Raw genomic sequence first — 17,557 nt, forward strand, 5'->3', positions numbered from 1 at the left:
TTGAACGCGCGGGCCCCACTGAGAGGCGGTATGTCGGACGTCTCACCAACCGATTCCCTCCCTGCCGCGACGCGCATCGGCCGCGCCGCGCTCCGGGTCGCCGACCTCGACGAGACGACCGCGTTCTACCGGGACGTGGTCGGCCTCGCGGTCCTCGACCGCGACGAGGGCCGCGCGACGCTGGGCGTCGACGAGACGCCCCTGCTCGTGTTGGACCGCGACCCCGACCGCCCGGCGCGGCGCCGCACCGACGCCGGCCTCTTCCACGTCGCGTTCCGAGTCCCGTCCCGGGCCGCGCTCGGCGAGGCGCTGGGACGCGTCCGGGAGCGGTGGCGGCTCGACGGCGCGTCCGATCACCTCGTCAGCGAGGCGCTGTACCTCGACGATCCGGCGGGCAACGGGGTGGAGATCTACCGCGATCGCCCCCGCGAGGAGTGGCCCGTCGACGAGGACGGGACGACGCGGATGGCGACCGACCCGCTCGACGTCGAGGGCGTCGCCGCGGCGGCGGACGGAGACGGGACGGGCACCGCCCCCCTCGTCGACCTCGCTCCGGCCGGCACCGACGTGGGCCACGTCCACCTCGAAGTGACCTCGCTTGCGGCGTTCGAGGCGGTGTACGTCGACGGCCTCGGCTTCAAGGTCGGGACGGCCGGCCCGGACGTCAGGTTCGTCGCGGCCGGCGGCTACCACCACCACCTCGGCGCGAACACCTGGCGGGGTCGGACGACGCCGGCCGCGGGGCGGGGACTCGCGTGGTTCGAGGTCGTGGTCCCCGACGCGGCCGCGCTGGAGGCGGTCCAGACGCGACTCGACGCGGTCGCGGCCGACGGCGCCGTCGAGTTCGCGGTCGAAGAGCGCGAGGACGGCCTCGCCGTCACCGACGCCGACGGGATCGAGGTCCGGGTTCGGACGGAGTAGCCGAGCGCCCCGGACACGGTCCTGGCCCCGACCGTCTCACGGCCCGCTTACCCGACGATCGTCCGGAGCGTCGACTCGGTCAGGAACGTGGTGACCCCGAGCGCCTCGGTCGTCATCCAGCCGAGGAAGGCGACGTACATCGCGAGGAAGACGTACCCCTCCTCGGTGGTGATCTCGAAGTCCGTCGCGGCCATCACCACCACGACGAGCGTGGTGTAAAACAGGAACAACAGGAGCGGCACGGAGGTGAGGAAGCCGATCGAGACGCCGCCGGCGAGGATGACGCCGATCGGCAGCGCCGCGACGAGGTTGAACGTGTTCGTTCCGAAGACGTTCGCGATCGCCGCCCGCTTGTCGCCGGCCTTGCCCATCTTCACGCCGACGAGCAGGTCGGGGAAGGAGCTCAGTGCCGACAGCACCGTCACGGAGATGAGGAACGACGGCGCGTCGAGCGCGTCTGCGATCTGCACCGTCATGGTGACCATCGACTCGACGCCGACGAGCACGACGACCAGCCCGACCGCGAACAGTCCGGCCTGTTTGGGGACGTTCGTCGACTCGGCCCGCTTCAGGTCCGACGCGCCGCTTTTCCCGCCGGCGAGGAGGATGACGTACACGCCGTACAACACCACCAGACCGACGCCCATCTGCGGGGTGATCCGCGCGAGCTCCCGCCCGTCGGTCCCGAGGACGCCTAAGGCGATCACGCCGAAGAGGGCGAGAACGGCGACCATGTAGAATATGGCGTCGCGGTAGACGATCCCCTGCGTCGTCGTCGTGTCGCCGCTCGTGATGGAGACGGCGGCCGGGATGACTAAGATGTTGAACACCGCCGTCCCGATGAGCGCCCCCGCGCCGACGCCGAAGTCGCCGAGCACGAGCACCGAGATGAGGATGATCGCGAGTTCGGGGAACGACGTCGCGGCCGCGACGATGAGTCCGCCCTGGACCGCCTGCGAGACCCCGAAGTGATCGCTGATCTTCGAGGTCGTCGACTCGATGACGTTCGCGCCCTTCCAGGTGAGCAGGAACCCGATCAGCCCCAACACGATCCAGACGACGAGCGACTGGGCTCCGATGAGCTCCTGCAGTACAGTCACGTCTAGCCACTGGGTCCGGAGTCGATTATGGGTTCCGGAGCGTCGAGACGGCGGCCGGTCCGGCTCGATCGGCTCGGTTCCGGCGGGTCGGAGGAGAACACAGGAGGGACGCCCGCCGGCGGCCCGAGCGTCCTATGCGCCGTCGCGTTCGCCGAACCGCTCGTCGAAGACGGCGATCACGCGCCGCTCGATCTCGTCGCGGATCGGACGGACTTCCTCGACCGGCCGCTCGCCGGGGTCGTCGAGGGCCCAGTCGTCGGTGTCGACGCCGTCGAGTTCGAGCGTCGAACAGCCCATCGTCGCGACGAAGTCCGACTCGGCGAGCGACTCGTCGGAGATCTCTCGGGGCGTCCGGTCGTTCACGTCGAGGCCGACCTCCGCGAGCGCCTCGACGACGACGGAGTGAACCTCGTCGGCCGGGGCGGTGCCGCCAGTCCGGATCTCGACGCGGTCGCCGAGTCCGCGCCGGTCGCGCTCGCGCTCCGCGAAGGCGGTCGCCATCTGGCTGCGCCCGGCGTTTCGCACGCACATGAACGTGAGGATAGTCGTCTCGTCGGCCGGCTCGTCGTCCGTCTCGTCGGTCGCGTCAGCCGGGTCGTTCCCGGCGTCAGTCGCGTCGGTGGGTGTCGTCATTGTGTATCGTGGGGCCGCGAACCGCCCGCGGCGGGCCGAACCGCGCTCCGCTCAGTAGATCAGCTCGTCGTCGTTCTCGATCATGTACAGCGTCCGCGCCGCGACGTTGACCGCGTGGTCGGCGACCCGTTCGAGGTCGCGCACCGCGAGTAGCGCCTGCGACACCTCGTCGAGGGAGGCTTCGAGCGCCTCGCCGTCCGTCGGTGCCGGGCCGTCTCGCGCCGCGTTGCGTGCGCGGTCGGCCTCTAACAGCTCGCGGACGACCGCCTCGCTCGCCCGGCGACAGCGGTCGTCGAACTCGTCGTCGCGGGCGGCGATCTCGCGGCAGGCGTCGGGGTCGCGCGCCGCGTAGGCGGCGACCGCGTCGGCGACCATCTCGCGGGCGCCGTCCCCGAGGCCGCGAACGTCGACCGCGGAGTGGACGCCGCCCTCGGGGCCCCCGTACGCCGCGAGGTTCGTCGCGAGGTCGGCGACCCGTTCGAGGTCGGTGATGATCTTGAACGAGGCGGCGACGAGTCGGAGGTCGCCGGCAACGGGCTGTTGAAGCGCGAGCAGCTCCGTACACTCGTCTTCTAACGCCAGGTACGTCTCGTTGACCTCGTGGTCGCTCTCGATCACCGAGCGGGCGAGCTCCTCGTCGCCCGACACGGCCGCCTCGACGGCGTCGTCGAGCCGGTCGCAGACCGTCTCGCCCATCGCGACCACGCCGTCTCGGAGCTCGTCGAGCCGCTTCTGGTAGTTCTCGCGGGGCATCTATCCGAATTTCCCCGTGATGTAGTCCTCCACGCGCTGTTCTTCGGGGTCCTCAAAGATCTTCGCGGTGTCGTCGTACTCGACCAGCTCGCCGCCCGTGAGGAACACGGCCGTCCGGTCGGAGATGCGCGCCGCCTGCTGCATGTTGTGCGTGACGATGATGACGGTGTACTCCTCGGAGAGGTCGTCGATGAGGTCCTCGATCTTCGAGGCCGCGACGGGGTCGAGCGCCGAGGTCGGCTCGTCCATCAGGATGACCTCCGGGTCCGGCGCGATGGCGCGAGCGATACAGAGCCGCTGTTGTTGTCCACCGGAGAGTTCGAGCCCCGAGGAGTCGAGTTGGTCTTTCACCTCGTCCCAGAGGGCGGCGCCCTTCAGTGACTCCTCGACGCGGGCGTCGACGTCTCCCTTGTATCCCTGTATCTTCAGCCCGTAGGCGACGTTGTCGCGGATCGACTTCGGGAACGGGTTCGGCTTCTGGAACACCATCCCGATCTTGCGACGGAGGGCCACGGGGTCGACGTCGGCGTCGTAGACGTTCTTGCCGCCGAACTCCACCTCACCCTCGACGCGGCAGATCTCGATCATGTCGTTCATCCGGTTTATCGTCCGGAGGAACGTTGATTTCCCACAGCCCGAGGGGCCGATGAGCGCCGTCACGCGCTTTTCGGGAATCTCCATCGACACGTCGTCTATCGCCTGTTCGTCGCCGTAGTAGACGTTCAGGTCCCGCGCGGCGACCGCGGTGCCGGCGCCGGCGAGCGAGGCGCTCTCGTCGTTCGATTCCGTCTGTACCTCCGTCGTGATGAGCGAGTCGTCGGATGTAGTGTTACTCATGTTAGTTCCCCCGTTCCGCGCGGTTCCGCAGCAGAATGGCCGTCCCGTTCATGCCGACGAGAATGATAAGCAGCGTGATAACGCCTGCGGCGACGACGCCGTACCGGAAGTCGGCCTGCGGGAAGCCGGCCCACGTGTAGATCTGCATCGGCATTGCGCTGAACCGGCTGAACAGGCTGTCCGGCGCTCTGAACACGGTCGTCGCCGCGCCGATCATGATCAGCGGCGCGGTCTCGCCGATGGCGCGGCCGAGCGCGAGGATCGTCCCGGTGAGGATCCCCGGCATCGCCTCGGGCAGGACCACGTTCTTCGTCGTCTGCCAGCGCGTCGCGCCCATCGCGTCGGACCCGCGCCGGAGGTCGTCGGGCACCGACCGGATCGCCTCCTGTGCGGAGATGATCGTGATCGGGAGGATGAGCAGCGAGAGCGTCAGGGCGGCGGTCACCGCCGTTCCGATACCGAGCCCGAGGAGGTTCGCGAACAGTCCCAGTCCGAGGAGGCCGTAGACGACCGACGGGACCGCCGCGAGGTTCGCGACGTTGACCTGGATGATCCGCGTCAGGGTGCCGAACGGGCCGCTCCCGGGCGTGTACTCCTCTAAGAAGACCGACGTGCCGACGCCGAGGGCGAACGACAGCACCGCGACCATCGCGATGATGATGACGGAGCCGACGATGGCGGGGTAGAGACCGGCTTCTGTCGGCGTCCGCGAGGGCGCTTCCGTGAGGTACGACGGGTCGAGCCACGGGTCCGGCGCCGGGACGCCCAACGCCTCGACGAGCAGTGCCCCGACGACGACGCCGCCGACGAGGAGGACCGGGAGCGCGAATCCGACGAGGCCCTCGCCGGCGTCGACCACGCGCGAGACGTACACCGCCGTGGGCACGCCCGTCAGGGCGCCGACGAGGAGGACGGTCGGCGCCGGGAGTCCGGCGCCGGCGGCCGCGAACCCGCCGGCCGTGGCGAGCGCGAGGGGGACGCCGGCGACGACGGCCGCGGCGGTGCGACCGCGGCGGTCCGCGACGACGAGCGCCCCGGCGGCCGCGACCGGGATCGCGATCGTCCAGAGGTAGATGAGGAGGTCGGACGGGTACGTCGGGATCACCCCGCGGAGGAAGACGGCGGCGACGACGCCCAACAGCCCGGCCGGGATCGCCGCGGTCTGCGCCCAAGGAACCGATCGGACGCTGCCGAACGCGTACAGCGCGACGGCGGGAACGACGCCGAACGTGTACGCGAGGAACCACACGAGCGAGTCGAACACCAAGAAGAGCGTGCCGACCGCGAGACCGAGCGCGGCGCCGCCGACGAGGCGGCCGAGGAGGCCGAACCCGACCGCGCCGACCCGACCGCCGCTCCCGACGTACGTGAGGTACGCGGTGACCGGCGCGGCGACGACGAAGAGGTACGCCAGCTGCCAGTTGAGCCGCGGGATCGGCACGAGGAGCGTCTCGATCGCGGTGAAGACCGCGGCGACGGCGACGAGTCCGCCGCCGAGCGCGCCGAGCGCGCGGCGGGTGACCGCCGGATCGTTGGCGCTGTACAGACAGAACGCGAGGAACGGAACGACGAGCGTGAGGAAGTAGGTTAACAGCCACTCGGGGCTCGCGTTCGCCAGGTCGAAGGCGTCGATCGAGACGTAGACGAGCAGCACGCCGAGCGCGACGAGACCGAAGACGCTGGCGCCGAGCGAGAGGTACTCGAAGACGATCCCCCGAACTCGGCTGACCTCGCCGAACCCGTCGGCGTTGGCGTTTTCCGTCGCCATCAGTACTCCTCCCGGTACCGCTCCGCGATGATGTCACTGATCACGTTCATTACGAGAGTCACCGCAAACAGCGTGAGACCGAGCGCGAACATCGAGTTGTACGGGAGCGTGCCGCCGGTGAGGTCGCCGCCGGTGATCTGGACCATCGCGACGGTGATGGTCATCCCGGACTCCAAGAGCACGTCGGCGGGGTTGATGAACGGGATACCGAACGCGGCCTCTCGGATGGCGGGCATCCGTGCCTGTGCGCCCATCGCGACGACGACGATCATCGTCTCGCCGATCGCTCGGGAGACGGCGAGGATGTACGAGGAGGCGATTCCGGAGATGGAGGCCGGGACGACGATCCCGGTCGACACCTCGAACTTGGTCGCGCCGAGCCCGTAGCCGGCCTGCCGGAGTTCGTCCGGAACGGCGCTCATCGCGTCCTCGGAGATCGACGACACCATCGGGATCGTCATGATCCCGACCATGATCGACGCGGAGAGCGCGTTGAACGTGCTCATCTCCGGGAACAGGGTGGCCTTCAGCGCCGGCGTGACGTACACCAGCGCGAAGTAGCCGTAGACAACCGTCGGCACGCCGGCGAGGATCTCCAGTAAGGGTTTCAGTATCGACCGCGCGTTCGGGGTCGCGTACTCGCTGAGGTATATCGCGGTGAGCGTCCCCACCGGGATCGAGATGAACGCCGCCGTGATCGTCACGACGAGCGTCCCGATCAGGAGCGGGACGAGACCGAAGGCCTGTCCGCCGCCTGCCGGGTTCGGGCTCCAGTTGATACCGGTCAGGAACTCGGCTATCGGCGTCGCTCGGAAGAACACCACTGCGTCCGACAGGAGCGTCGCGAAGATCGCGACGGTCGTGAGCAGGGTGATCACCGCGCACGCCGCGAAGAGCCCGCCGTAGGTCCCCTCCTTCAGTCGTGTGAGTCCGCCCTGCCGGCTCAGGTCGGGACTCTCTGTGCTGTCAGTCACGAACGGTGAGGTATCACACGCAGTCGTAAATCAATACACCGGTTCATCTCGCCGGTTCAGCCCTGCGCCTGCTCGATCGCGTCTTCGAGGATGGACATCTGCTCTTCCTGCGTCTCCTCGGTGGCGGGGACGTAGCCGACGTCGCCGGCGACGAGGTCCTCGTTCGTCGTCTGCTCGACGAAGTACCGGGCGAACTCCGCGATGTGCTCCTCGCCCAGCGACTCGATCGAGGGGTACGTGAACAGGGGCCGCGAGAGGGGGGTGTACTCGCCCGAGGAGGCCGTTTCGAGGCTCGGCTCGACCGGACCGTCGCCGTCGTCGATCCCGAGCGCCTTCAGCTGGTCGGGGTTCTGGAAGTAGTACGCGAAGCCGAAGTAGCCGATCGCGTACTCGCTGCCGGCGACGCCCTGCGCGATCGTGTTGTCCTGCTCGGTCGCCTGGTACTCGCTGGTGTGGCCGGCCTCCCCAAGGATCGCCTCGATGAAGTAGTCGTACGTGCCCGAGGTGTCGGCGGCGCCGAACCGCTCGATTTCCTCGTTCGGGAACTCGTCGCGGACCTCGTCCCACGTCTGGGCGGGGTCGGCCTGCCAGATCTGTTTGAGCTCGTCAGTCGTGAGCGAGTCGACGAAGTCGGCCTCGGGGTTGACGACGACCGTGAGCGCGTCCGTCGCCGCGATCAGTTCGACGTACTCGACGCCGTTCTCGGCGCACAGCTCCTCCTCTTCGGGCTGGATCGGGCGGCTGGCGTTGTTGAAGTCGGTGTCGCCCGTACAGAAGAAGTTCGAGAAGCCGCCGCCGGAGCCGGTCGAACTGATGTCGGGGTCGACGTCCGGGTGCATCTCGGCGAAGTCCTCCATGATCGCGCTCATCAGCGGGAACACCGTGCTCGAACCCGCGATGTTGATCGGGCCGGAGAGCTCGTCGCTCCCGCCGTCGCCGCCGTCCCCGCCCTGCGTACAGCCCGCGAGTCCCAGCGCCCCCGCGCCGGCGAGGGCCGCGAGCGATTTACGACGTGTGATCCCCGTTGCGTCCGTGTCGTGGCTGGAAGCCATCACCTGTTCGTGGTCGATGTCCGGTTAAGTAGTATGCTATGAGGCGTACTGGGAGACGCGTACGGCCCGGTACGGGTATGTCCGGGTACATACTCAATATAGAAGTATATAGTTACGAGAGGGATCAGGCGGTCGGCGGAGCGAGCCGCTCGCACGGCCGAAATCAGCCACTTCGGGACGAGCTGGAACGTGGTTTTAAGTATCCGTGCCGGGAGACACCGGACGAATGACCCCTCCCACGACCGACGGGCCGCCGGCGCCGACGACCTCCAGGGAGGAGGCGTGGGTGGCTCACGCCGCGCTGCTCGACGCCGCGCGGAACGCGACCGACGACGCAGAGCCGTACCGCGGCCCGCTCGAGTCGATCGAGCGCGGCGAGGCCCTCGGCGGCGACGCCCTCGTCCTGCTTCGGAGCGCCCTCGTCGACTACCTCGGCGACGCGCCGGTCCGCGACCGCGCCCCCGGACGGGCGCTGTTGCGGCGCATCGATGACGCGGCCGACCCGACCGACGCGCCGTCGCGACGCGCGTAGCGCTCGGCGGGCGTCCGACCTACGCCTCCACCGCTTCGATCAGCAGCTCCGCCACGTCGACGATTTCCACGTCGTCCTCGAAGTCGCCGGTCTTGCGGCCGTCCTCGAACATCGTCGTACACATCGGGCAGGCGACGACGAACTTCTCTATCGCGGCGCCGGCGTCGGTGTCCTCGACCGCCTCGCGGAGCCGCTCCTCGCTCGGCTTGACTTCCTCCTCGTGTTCGGTCCAGAGACCGCCCCCGCCCCCGCCACAGCAGAACGAGTCGTCGCGCGAGCGCGGCATCTCGTAAAGCTCCGCGCCCGTCGCTTCGATCAGCTGGCGGGGGGCCTCGTACTCGTCGTTGTACCGACCGAGGTGACAGGGGTCGTGGTAGGTGACGGTGTAGTCGAGCTCGTCGCCGGACAGGTCGAGCCGGCCGGCGTCGACGAGCTCCTCGACGACCTGCGTCCAGTGGGACACGTCGACCTCGCCGTCCGGGTTCCACGGGTCCTCGCGGTCGAACGGCATCATCGGGTCGTCCGCGAACTCCGCGAAGTCGACCTCGGGGTACTCGTTTTTGATGGTGTTGTACGAGTGGGGGTCGGTACAGACGATCTGCTCGAACTCGCAGTCCGCGAACGTCTCGACGTGGTGCCCGGCGAGTTCGAGGTAGAGGAACTCCTCGCCGATCCGGCGGATGTCGTTGCCGTCGGTCTTCTCGTCGTCGAAGAGGATACCGAACGACACGTCGGCCTCGTCGAACAGGCGGGCGAGCGCGCGGGCGACCTTCTTATTCCGGTCGTCGAAGCTGGGGTAGTCGCCGACGTACCAGAGGTACTCGACCGACTCCTCGCGGGCGTCGGGAACGTCCACGTCGTCGAGGTCGTCGGCCCAGTCGCCCCGTGCCGACTGCGACTCGCCGAAGGTGTTCCCCTTACCCATCACGTCCTGGAACACGCCTTGGAGGTTCGAGTCGACCGCCCCCTCGTCGACGAGCTGACGGTTCATCTTGGTGAATGAGGTGAGGTGCTCGATGTCGACGGGGCAGGCGTCCATACACGCCATACAGGACATGCACGACTCCATGGACTCCGCGTCGATCACGCCGCCCTCGTCGGCGACGATGGGGACTGTACCGCCGTCGCTAGCGGCGGTCCCGCCGTCCGTCGCCACCGGCCCGCCCCCGCTGCCCGCCACCGGATCGTCGCTGACGGACTCGCGGTACGCCTTCAGGTCCAGGATGACGTTCCGCGGGTCGAGGTTCCGACCGACGGTGTCTGCGGGGCAGGCGTCGGTACACCGCCCGCACTTCGTACAGGCGTCGCCGTCCATCAGTTCCTTCCACGTGAAGTCGTCGAGCGACTCGGCGTTCGTGTGATCGAGGTCCGCGGGGACGTTCGGGAGCCGCGCGCCGGCCTGCTCGTCGCGGGCGACGACGTTGGCGAACGAGGAGATCATGTGGAACGGCTTCGCGTACGGGATCCACGCGATGAACGCGAACGCCAGCAGCGAGTGGCTCCACCAGACGACGCCGTAGATGGCCGCGGCGCCGCCCGGCGTGAGCCCCGCGGCCTCCATCCCGGTGGCCATCGCCATCCCGATGAAGCTCACCGTCTCGTCGGCCCGGGCGGGCTGTCCGACGATCCCGAGCGCCTGGACGACGAAGCCGCCGACGCCGAGTGCGAAGAGCGTCCAGACGAACGCGTCGTCCTCGAAGGAGGTGTGTTTCCCCCACAGCCGGCCCTCGCGGGCGCGGTAGCGGCGGGCCATCGCCATGCCGACGCCGACGACGAACAGCAGGCCGAACGCGTCGACGACGAACTGGTAGGCCAGGTAGAAGTCGCCGACCCAGAACGACTCGCCGGCGATGGGGCGGTAGACGTCGATGTCGAACCCGAGGATCGTCGTCGCGACGAGCAGGGTGAGGAACCCCCAGAGGACGAACGTGTGCATCACGCCCGTGTACACGTCGCCGTCGAACTGGTTCTCGTTCGCGAGGACGGTCTTCGTCGCCGTGACGACCCGCTTCGGGAGGTCGGAGAGTCGGTCCCGCGGGTCGGCGCTGCCGCGCGCGTACGCGGCGAAGCGCGCGTACACGCCGTACAGGAACACCAGAATCGCGACCGCAGCGAGCCAGTAGAACGCGGCCTTCCCCACCGGGCCGATCGTCCAGAACGTCTCGCGGGTGGCCGCCTGTAGGGGAGTCATGATCGATCACCGGGTTAGGCTCCGGTTAAAACTTGCCACAACGAGGAGTTCGTCGTTCGGTGTTCACCCGGTTTCGGGACCCGACGGCGACGGACCGCCTCACAGGACCCGGAGGACCGCGGCCGCGAGCAGAGCGCCCGCGAGTCCCAGCGCCGGGACGTCGACGCGGCGGAACGTCAACCGCGGGAGCGTCGGGTTCCACGCGAAACACCGGGCGACGAGCGCCGTCCCGAGCCGGTCCGCCCGGGAGAGCGCCCGCGAGAGCCCGCCGACCGCGACGAGCCGCATCCGCTCGCGGCGGGAGCGTTCGGCGCCGAGGCGGGCCCGGACCGCTTCGCGCGTCGCGACGAGGTCCCGTTTCAACAGGGGGAGGAACCGGAAGACGAGCGCGACGCCGACGCCGAGGAAGACGCCCGGCCGCCCGGGAATCGTCCGCTGGAGCGCCGCGCGCGACTCGCGGACCGGGGTCGACCGCACGTACGCGGCGGCGACGACGAGCAGCAGGAGGACGCGGTAGCTCGCCAGCCCCGTCGCGGCGGCGCGCTCGACCCGAAACCACGGCGCGCCGAGCGTCGCGCCTGCGACAAGGGGAGCAAAGAGGAGCACGGGAAACGCGACGCGGTAGCTCCACAGGTCCTGCGGTCCGCCGTCGGCGGCGAGCAGGCAGCCGAGGGCGACGAGCGTGAGCGCCGCGAGCCCGCTCGGCGTCGTGTACGCGTACGCGGCCGCCGCGAACGCGACCTGAACGAGCAGTTTCGACCGCGGGTCGAGCCGGTGGGCGAACGAGCCGCCGGGGACGAACGAGAGCGTCATGCGGGCGGGTCTCCAAGCCCGCCGCCCCCGGGGACCCGCACGTCCAGTCCGGGCAGCGATTCGACCGCGTCTTCCGGGGGCGCGTCGACCGCGATTCGCCCGTCGGCCAGCCCGACGATCCGGTCGGCGAGCGCGGCGACGTCGCGGAGGTCGTGGGTGACGACGATCACGCTCGTCCCCACGCGGCGGAGCGCGCGGAGCCGCTCCACGACCGACCGCCGGGCTGGCTCGTCGAGACCGGTGAACGGCTCGTCCAGCACGAGGTGGTCGGGTTCCATCGCGAGCGCGCCCGCGATCGCGACGCGCTCGCGCTCGCCCCCGGACAGGGCGTCGATCCGTTCGCGCTCCCGGTCCGCCATGTTCACCGCGGCGAGCGCGTCGGCGACCCGGCGGTCGATCTCGTCGTGGGAGAGCCCGAGGTTCTCGGGGCCGAACGCGATGTCGGCGCCGACGGTGGCGGCGACCAGCTGGTCGCGGGGGTCCTGAAACACCATCCCGACCGCCGAGCGCGCGGCGACGAGGTCCGCGTCGACCGGGGTCCCGTTCACGGACACGGTCCCGGCGTCCGGCTCGACGAGCCCGTTGAACGTCCGCACGAGCGTGGTCTTTCCCGAGCCGTTCGCGCCCGCGACGACGAGGAACTCGCCGTCGGGGACCGAGAGGCAGACGTTGTCGACGGCGACGGTGCCAGTAGCGCCATCGGCGGCGTCGACGCCGTCGCCGGCTCGGCCGTACCGACACGTCACGCCGTCGAGTTCGATCACTGAGTCAGGCGGCCGCGATCGCGTCGGATCTGACGACCCCGACCGCGGCGGCGATCTTCAGGGCCTCGGCCGGGAGGAACGCGACGGCGCCGACGGTGATCGCCTCGACCGGGCCGAGCGACAACACGAGCGCGAGGCCGGCGACGCCGAAGCCGTAGATGAGAACGGTCCCGAGGACCATCGCGCCGACGAGCGCCGGCAGCCCGACGGCGTCGAGGTCACGGAGCGTCGCCCCGCGGTGGACGACCGCACCCACGGCCGCCGCGGCGAGCGGGTACGACCAGAGGTAGCCGGCCGACTGTCCGACGAGCTGTCCGACGCCGGCCGACCCGCCCTCGAAGACGGGCGCGCCGAGCGCCCCGGCCGCGAGGTAGAGGACCAGCGACGCGCCACCCCACACCGGACCGAGGAATATCCCCGCGAGGAAGACGCCGAGCACCTGGAGGGTCACGTCCACGGGCGAGACCGGGTTCGGGAACGTGACGTACGCGAACGCCCCGACGAGCGCCGCGAACAGCGCTGCGCGCGCGAGGTTCGCCGCCGCCTCGTCGCCGACGAGGTCAACGGACTCCGTGTTCGTTGCCATGGGTGAACGGACTCGTAAACCCACTTGAACGTAGTGGTTTACGACAGGGTGGGAGATGTCGATACTCCTCGAAGAACCCACAGATAATAACGTTCATACCCGGCGGTCGCCGACGACGCGAGTATGCCGAAGATAAGCGTCGAGATCCCCGCGGAACTGCTGGCGGACCTCGACGAACACGTCGGGGACGACGGGAAGTTCGTGAACCGCAGCGACGCGGTCCGCGCGTCGATACGGAAGAACCTTGATCTGCTCGACGAGATCGACGCCCGCCACGACCGCCTCGGCGGCGACGGCGAGACGGACGGCGGCCGGCCGGTCGACGACGCGGAGGGCGCGGATGAGTAGCCGGACCGCGACTGACGACGACCCGTTCCGAACCGATCCGCTCGATCGCTCGGCGGTGGCCGCGGTCGGACTGATCACGCTGTTCACCGTCGCGCTCGCCACCGCACAGCTCACCGCCGCGAAGGTCCTCGCTTTACCCCTCCCGTTCGCGCTGCCGGTCGTCGGTCCGGAGATCACGCTGCCGGGAGCCGCGCTCGCGTACGCGCTGACGTTCCTCGCGTCGGACTGCTACGCCGAGCTGTACGGCCGCCGAGCGACGCAGGTGGTCGTCAACGTCGCGTTCCTCGCGAACTTCCTCGTGTTGGGACTGGTGTGGTCGACGCTCGCGGCGCCGGGAATCGACCCCGAGGTGTCGGCCGCCTTCCAGACCGCGCTCGGCCCCGCGACGAACGTCGTCGCCGGGAGCCTGCTGGCGTACGTCGTCAGCCAGAACTGGGACGTGTTCGTCTTCCACGCGATCCGCGACCGCACCGGCGAACGGCTGCTGTGGCTCCGCAACATCGCGTCGACGGCGACGAGCCAGGCGCTCGACACCGCGATCTTCGTCGGCGTCGCCTTCTACGCCGCGCCGCTCCTGCTCGGCGGGGACCCGCTCAACCCGTCGATCCTGCTCGCGCTCGCGCTCGGTCAGTACCTCCTCAAGCTCGCGATCGCCGTGCTCGACACGCCGGTCGTCTACCTGATCGTCGGCGCGGTCCGGAACTGACCGGACCGGCCGCGGCTGGCGTCTCGTTCAGTTTCACTCAAGCGACCGCCAGCGCCCGCGCCGGCTCGTCGGGCAGGTCGACCGGGACCCGCTCGAAGGCGTCGCCGCCGTCGCGCGTGACGAAGAGCCCGCGGTTCGAGAGCGCCCAGAGTTCTCCGGGGGCCGTGCCGGGCGCCAGGACCGCCCGATACGTGCCCTCTCCCGTCGGCATCCCTCGGCCGTCGAGGCGCTCGAACGCCTCGGCGTCGGTCGAGGACGCCTCGTCTCGCCGGTAGCGGTACAGGTACGCCTCGCCGCGGCGGTGGGCCGCCGTCGCGCTCTCGGCCGCGCTGACCAAGGCGGTGTCGGGGTCGCCGGGGTCGACCGCGAGCCCCCAGACGTAGCCGTGGTCGAGTCCCGCGTCGCGGACCCGCCACGAGTCGCCGCGGTCGTCGCTCTCGGCGAAGCCGTCGCCGGCCGCGGCGTAGACGCGGTCGGGCGCCGCCGAGTGGGCGGCCATCGCGTGGGTGTCGCGCCGCGACCCCGGCGGGCGGTCGGTCCACGTCTCGCCGCCGTCAGAGGTCACGACCAGCGCGCCGGCCTCGATCCCGAGGAGCCATCGCTCCGGGTCGCTCGGGCAGGGCTCGATCCACCGCACGTGGTGGGTGTCGGGCCGCGGCGGGAACGACCACTCGGCGGCGGAGGGGACGTCGGTCAGCCCGCCGACGCGAGTGACCGTCTCGCCGCCGTCCGCGGAGCGGTACGCTCGCGAGGGCTCCGTGCCGACCCAGACGACCGCGGGGTCGTGCGGACTCGTCGCGACCGCGGTCACCGCGTCGGAGCCGGACCCATCGGGGCCGAGCGTCGCGGCGGCCGCGCGGGCGAACCGCTGGCCGCCGTCGACGGAGCGGAACAGCCCGGCGTCGAACGTCCCCGCGAGGACGCGCGGCGGGTGGGCGTCGTCGCGCGCGGAACTGACGCCCCGCGTCGCTCCGCTCGCGTCCGAGTCGGGATTCGTGACGGAGAGGCACTCGATCCGCTGGCCGGACAGCCGCGTCTCGACCGACCCAGTGTCGGGGTCGACAATCCGGAGCCCGTCCGCGTAGGCCGCGTAGACGCGCATGAATCGGATTTCGGCGGGGAGGCTCAAAAGCGTACGCCGGTCCGAGGCGGCCGAGGCGTCGACGCGTCGAGGGGCGGGTTCCACGAGCGCAAGAGACTTACCGGCGCCACCCGTGTGAACTGTACGCATGGATCTTCGCGTTCAGGGGGACGTTCCCCCCGACCCGTTTCTCGGCGCCGCGGACCTCTTCGAGACGGAGCGCTCCGTCGAGGCGCCGGTCCGCGTCGTGGTCCGCGAGGACCCCGACGAACGGACCTGGGCCGGCCACTACGACGACCACCACGTGCTGAACGTCTCCCGGCGAGCCGCCACGAGCGCGATGGCGCGCGAGCTGGCGATCCACGAGCTCGCCCACATGGCTCGTTACGAGGAGGGCCACCCCTCGCACCTCCAGTCGACGGAGGAGGCGCTGTATCTGGGGCTCTCCGGGGAGAAGGTCGAGCGCCGGAAGCTCGCGCACTGTTACCAGATCGCGAACCACATGAAAGACATCTACGCCGACGACATCACCCTCTCGGTGGCGCCCGCGGACAAGCTCCTCGGCTTCCTCGAGTCGACGCTGGCGACCGCGGTCGCGGACCGGCCCGACGTGTCACGGACCGGCTCGCCGCCGGTGACGGCGGGGGCGGATCCGGAGATAACGGCGGTGAACGCCGCGTTCGCGTTGGCGCTGGTCGAGCGACACGACATCGCGGGGCCCGACCACCGCATCTACGACCTCGCTCGCGCCGCCGGCAGCGACACCGACGCCGTCGACGTCGACGGGTTCAAAGACCGGTTCCTCGATCTGGCTCACGACCCGTCGGAGAGCGACTACCGGAAGGCGCTCGTCGCGGCCGCTCGCGCGTACGCGGTGTGACCCGCGACCGTCGCCGATCAGGTCGCCGAAGCGCGGTCTTCCGAGCTGGAGAGCCGTTTTCGACGCCGAGAATCGGGTTTCGCTGAGCAGCAGGAAGGCATCGTTCGCGCCGGTCCGGCGGGGGTTCCCCGCCGGATCGCGGACCGCGTGCTACTCCGCGTCGCTCTGTGCGGGATCGCGTTCCGCGTCCGACTCCGTGACGCCGCTCTCGTCGACCGGCTCGGTCGACTCGGTCGACGCGCCCGAGTCCGCCGCCTCGGTTCCGTCGAGGACGGTCACCCGTGCGGACATGATCCGGGTGTTGTCGACGCGTTCGATGCGGATCCGGATCCCGTCGAACTCGATCTCTTCTCCCTCCTCGACGAGGCGCCCGGCGCGGTTGAACACGAAGCCGGCGAGGGTCTCGAACTCCTCGCCCTCGGGGAGGTCGATCCCGAGGATCTCGTTGACCTCGTCGATGTTCACCTCGCCTTGAACGACGGCGACGTTGTCTTCGAGGAACTCCACCGGGGCCTCCTCGTCGCCCTCTAAGATCTCGCCGACGATCTCCTCGACCATGTCCTCGAGAGTGATGATCCCCTCGGTGGTCCCGAACTCGTCGATGACCGTCACCATCTGGAGGCGGTTGTCCTGCATCTCCGCGAGCAGTTCGTCGGCGTTCTTCGACTCGGGGACGTGGAGGGTGGGCTTGACCACGCGCTCTAAGGAGGGCGTCCCCTCGGAGTAGCGCAGTTCGCGGACGAGGTCGCGCACCGTCACCACGCCGATGATGTTGTCGAGGTTCCCCTCGTAGACGGGGACGCGCTCGTGATCGGCCTGAATACACGTCTCGATCGCCTCCTCGACGCTGTCCTCTTTCGCGACCGCGGTGACGTCGAGTCGCGGCGTCATCACCTCCTTGGCGATGGTGTTGTTGAACCGGAAGATGCGGTCGAGCATCTCCCGTTCCTCCTCCTCGATGACGCCCTCGCGTTCGCCCGTCTCGATGATGTCCTGGATCTCGTCGCGCGTGACGTACGTCGACTCGATGGCCGCCGAGCCGCCGATGACGGCGTTGACGCCCTTGACGATGTAATCGAAGAGGACGACGAGCGGGTACAGCGCGTACTCGGAGAGCTTCAGGGGGCGAGCGATCCGCAGCGCCCACGACTCGGTGTTCTCGACGGCGTACGACTTGGGCGCGCTCTCGCCGAAGATCAACACGAGCGTCGTGATCCCGAACGTCGTCGCCAGCACCGACTCCCCCCGGGAGAGGTAGATGCCGAACAGCGCGGTCGCGATCGAGGTCATCGCCACGTTGACGATGTTGTTCCCCACCAAGATCGTCACCAGTAGCCGGTGGGGATTCTGTTTCATGTTGCTGATCGTCTCCGCGCCCGTCACCCCCTCGTCGACGAGGCTGTCGATGCGGTGTTGCGGCAGCGAGAACATCGCGATCTCCGACGAGGAGAAGAACGCCGAGAGCCCGACCAGCACGAGGATGGCCGCGACGCCGAGGATAGTCGTGACTTGGTCACCCGGCAGCGGTATCTGGAGGACGTCGACGACCGGCCCGATAGACGACAAGCCCATATTCGTTTGTCATCCGTCGGCCCGCGATTAAAGCGTTCCCTTCGAC

At 69.5% G+C, this 17,557-nt stretch carries 18 protein-coding genes; 5 read left to right on the forward strand and 13 right to left on the reverse strand.

Annotated elements, in window-relative coordinates; translation table 11 throughout:
- The first annotated feature begins 30 nt into the window (after positions 1 to 30).
- Positions 31 to 921 carry a VOC family protein gene (locus ACZ5KW_RS16585; RefSeq protein ID WP_343777041.1) on the forward strand — a complete coding sequence of 297 codons (891 nt, stop codon included), beginning with the start codon at positions 31 to 33 and terminating at the stop codon, positions 919 to 921.
- 47 nt (positions 922 to 968) lie between these two features.
- Here ACZ5KW_RS16585 and ACZ5KW_RS16590 read toward each other — a convergent pair whose 3' ends face one another.
- The 7 genes from ACZ5KW_RS16590 to ACZ5KW_RS16620 all read right to left on the reverse strand — a co-directional run bounded on the left by ACZ5KW_RS16590 (position 969) and on the right by ACZ5KW_RS16620 (position 8,038).
- Positions 969 to 2,021 (reverse strand): sodium:calcium antiporter, encoded by a 1,053-nt coding sequence (locus tag ACZ5KW_RS16590; protein ID WP_343777040.1) that lies wholly within the window; start codon positions 2,019 to 2,021, stop codon positions 969 to 971.
- A gap of 132 nt (positions 2,022 to 2,153) precedes the next feature.
- Positions 2,154 to 2,654, reverse strand: a complete 501-nt coding sequence (locus ACZ5KW_RS16595; protein ID WP_343777039.1) for an arsenate-mycothiol transferase ArsC — start codon at positions 2,652 to 2,654, stop codon at positions 2,154 to 2,156.
- A 51-nt stretch (positions 2,655 to 2,705) separates the two neighbouring features.
- Positions 2,706 to 3,407: a phosphate signaling complex PhoU family protein gene (locus ACZ5KW_RS16600; protein ID WP_343777038.1), complete on the reverse strand. Its 702-nt coding sequence runs from the start codon at positions 3,405 to 3,407 to the stop codon at positions 2,706 to 2,708.
- On the reverse strand, positions 3,408 to 4,244 hold the full coding sequence (gene pstB / locus ACZ5KW_RS16605) for a phosphate ABC transporter ATP-binding protein PstB (RefSeq protein ID WP_343777037.1): 837 nt from the start codon (positions 4,242 to 4,244) through the stop codon (positions 3,408 to 3,410).
- 1 nt (position 4,245) lies between these two features.
- The gene (gene pstA / locus ACZ5KW_RS16610) at positions 4,246 to 6,012 is read right to left on the reverse strand and encodes a phosphate ABC transporter permease PstA (RefSeq protein WP_343777036.1); all 1,767 of its coding nucleotides are present in this window, start codon (positions 6,010 to 6,012) and stop codon (positions 4,246 to 4,248) included.
- The gene (gene pstC / locus ACZ5KW_RS16615; RefSeq protein WP_343777035.1) at positions 6,012 to 6,986 is read right to left on the reverse strand and encodes a phosphate ABC transporter permease subunit PstC; all 975 of its coding nucleotides are present in this window, start codon (positions 6,984 to 6,986) and stop codon (positions 6,012 to 6,014) included. The genes pstA and pstC overlap by 1 nt, the downstream gene beginning before the upstream one ends.
- Before the next feature lie 56 nt (positions 6,987 to 7,042).
- Positions 7,043 to 8,038 carry a PstS family phosphate ABC transporter substrate-binding protein gene (locus ACZ5KW_RS16620; RefSeq protein ID WP_343777034.1) on the reverse strand — a complete coding sequence of 332 codons (996 nt, stop codon included), beginning with the start codon at positions 8,036 to 8,038 and terminating at the stop codon, positions 7,043 to 7,045.
- A gap of 226 nt (positions 8,039 to 8,264) precedes the next feature.
- Between ACZ5KW_RS16620 and ACZ5KW_RS16625 the strand changes: the two genes are divergently transcribed.
- Positions 8,265 to 8,570, forward strand: coding sequence for a DUF7853 family protein (locus ACZ5KW_RS16625; RefSeq protein ID WP_343777032.1), 306 nt, complete (start codon positions 8,265 to 8,267; stop codon positions 8,568 to 8,570).
- A gap of 19 nt (positions 8,571 to 8,589) precedes the next feature.
- Here the strand turns inward: ACZ5KW_RS16625 and ACZ5KW_RS16630 are convergent, their stop codons facing one another.
- The 4 genes from ACZ5KW_RS16630 to ACZ5KW_RS16645 all read right to left on the reverse strand — a co-directional run bounded on the left by ACZ5KW_RS16630 (position 8,590) and on the right by ACZ5KW_RS16645 (position 12,924).
- Positions 8,590 to 10,761: a (Fe-S)-binding protein gene (locus ACZ5KW_RS16630; RefSeq protein ID WP_343777030.1), complete on the reverse strand. Its 2,172-nt coding sequence runs from the start codon at positions 10,759 to 10,761 to the stop codon at positions 8,590 to 8,592.
- 99 nt (positions 10,762 to 10,860) lie between these two features.
- On the reverse strand, positions 10,861 to 11,574 hold the full coding sequence (locus ACZ5KW_RS16635; RefSeq protein WP_343777028.1) for an energy-coupling factor transporter transmembrane component T family protein: 714 nt from the start codon (positions 11,572 to 11,574) through the stop codon (positions 10,861 to 10,863).
- Entirely contained in the window at positions 11,571 to 12,338 is a 768-nt protein-coding gene (locus tag ACZ5KW_RS16640; protein WP_343777027.1) for an energy-coupling factor ABC transporter ATP-binding protein, read from the reverse strand. Before ACZ5KW_RS16640 ends, ACZ5KW_RS16635 begins: the two co-directional genes overlap by 4 nt.
- 4 nt (positions 12,339 to 12,342) lie before the next feature.
- On the reverse strand, positions 12,343 to 12,924 hold the full coding sequence (locus ACZ5KW_RS16645; protein ID WP_343777026.1) for a biotin transporter BioY: 582 nt from the start codon (positions 12,922 to 12,924) through the stop codon (positions 12,343 to 12,345).
- Positions 12,925 to 13,047: 123 nt separating this feature from the next.
- Between ACZ5KW_RS16645 and ACZ5KW_RS16650 the strand changes: the two genes are divergently transcribed.
- A complete protein-coding gene (locus ACZ5KW_RS16650) occupies positions 13,048 to 13,272 on the forward strand; it encodes a ribbon-helix-helix domain-containing protein (RefSeq protein ID WP_343777025.1) in 225 nt (74 codons plus the stop codon).
- On the forward strand, positions 13,265 to 13,978 hold the full coding sequence (locus ACZ5KW_RS16655; protein ID WP_343777023.1) for a queuosine precursor transporter: 714 nt from the start codon (positions 13,265 to 13,267) through the stop codon (positions 13,976 to 13,978). The genes ACZ5KW_RS16650 and ACZ5KW_RS16655 overlap by 8 nt, the downstream gene beginning before the upstream one ends.
- 37 nt (positions 13,979 to 14,015) lie before the next feature.
- On the opposite strand, the gene ACZ5KW_RS16660 is transcribed toward ACZ5KW_RS16655, so the two are convergent.
- Positions 14,016 to 15,080: a WD40/YVTN/BNR-like repeat-containing protein gene (locus tag ACZ5KW_RS16660; RefSeq protein ID WP_343777021.1), complete on the reverse strand. Its 1,065-nt coding sequence runs from the start codon at positions 15,078 to 15,080 to the stop codon at positions 14,016 to 14,018.
- Positions 15,081 to 15,207: 127 nt separating this feature from the next.
- Between ACZ5KW_RS16660 and ACZ5KW_RS16665 the strand changes: the two genes are divergently transcribed.
- Positions 15,208 to 15,939: a DUF5781 family protein gene (locus tag ACZ5KW_RS16665; RefSeq protein ID WP_343777020.1), complete on the forward strand. Its 732-nt coding sequence runs from the start codon at positions 15,208 to 15,210 to the stop codon at positions 15,937 to 15,939.
- Between the two features lie 150 nt (positions 15,940 to 16,089).
- On the opposite strand, the gene ACZ5KW_RS16670 is transcribed toward ACZ5KW_RS16665, so the two are convergent.
- Positions 16,090 to 17,511 carry a hemolysin family protein gene (locus ACZ5KW_RS16670; RefSeq protein WP_343777019.1) on the reverse strand — a complete coding sequence of 474 codons (1,422 nt, stop codon included), beginning with the start codon at positions 17,509 to 17,511 and terminating at the stop codon, positions 16,090 to 16,092.
- Positions 17,512 to 17,557: the final 46 nt, after the last annotated feature.

The organism is Halorubrum ejinorense, from assembly GCF_055389685.1.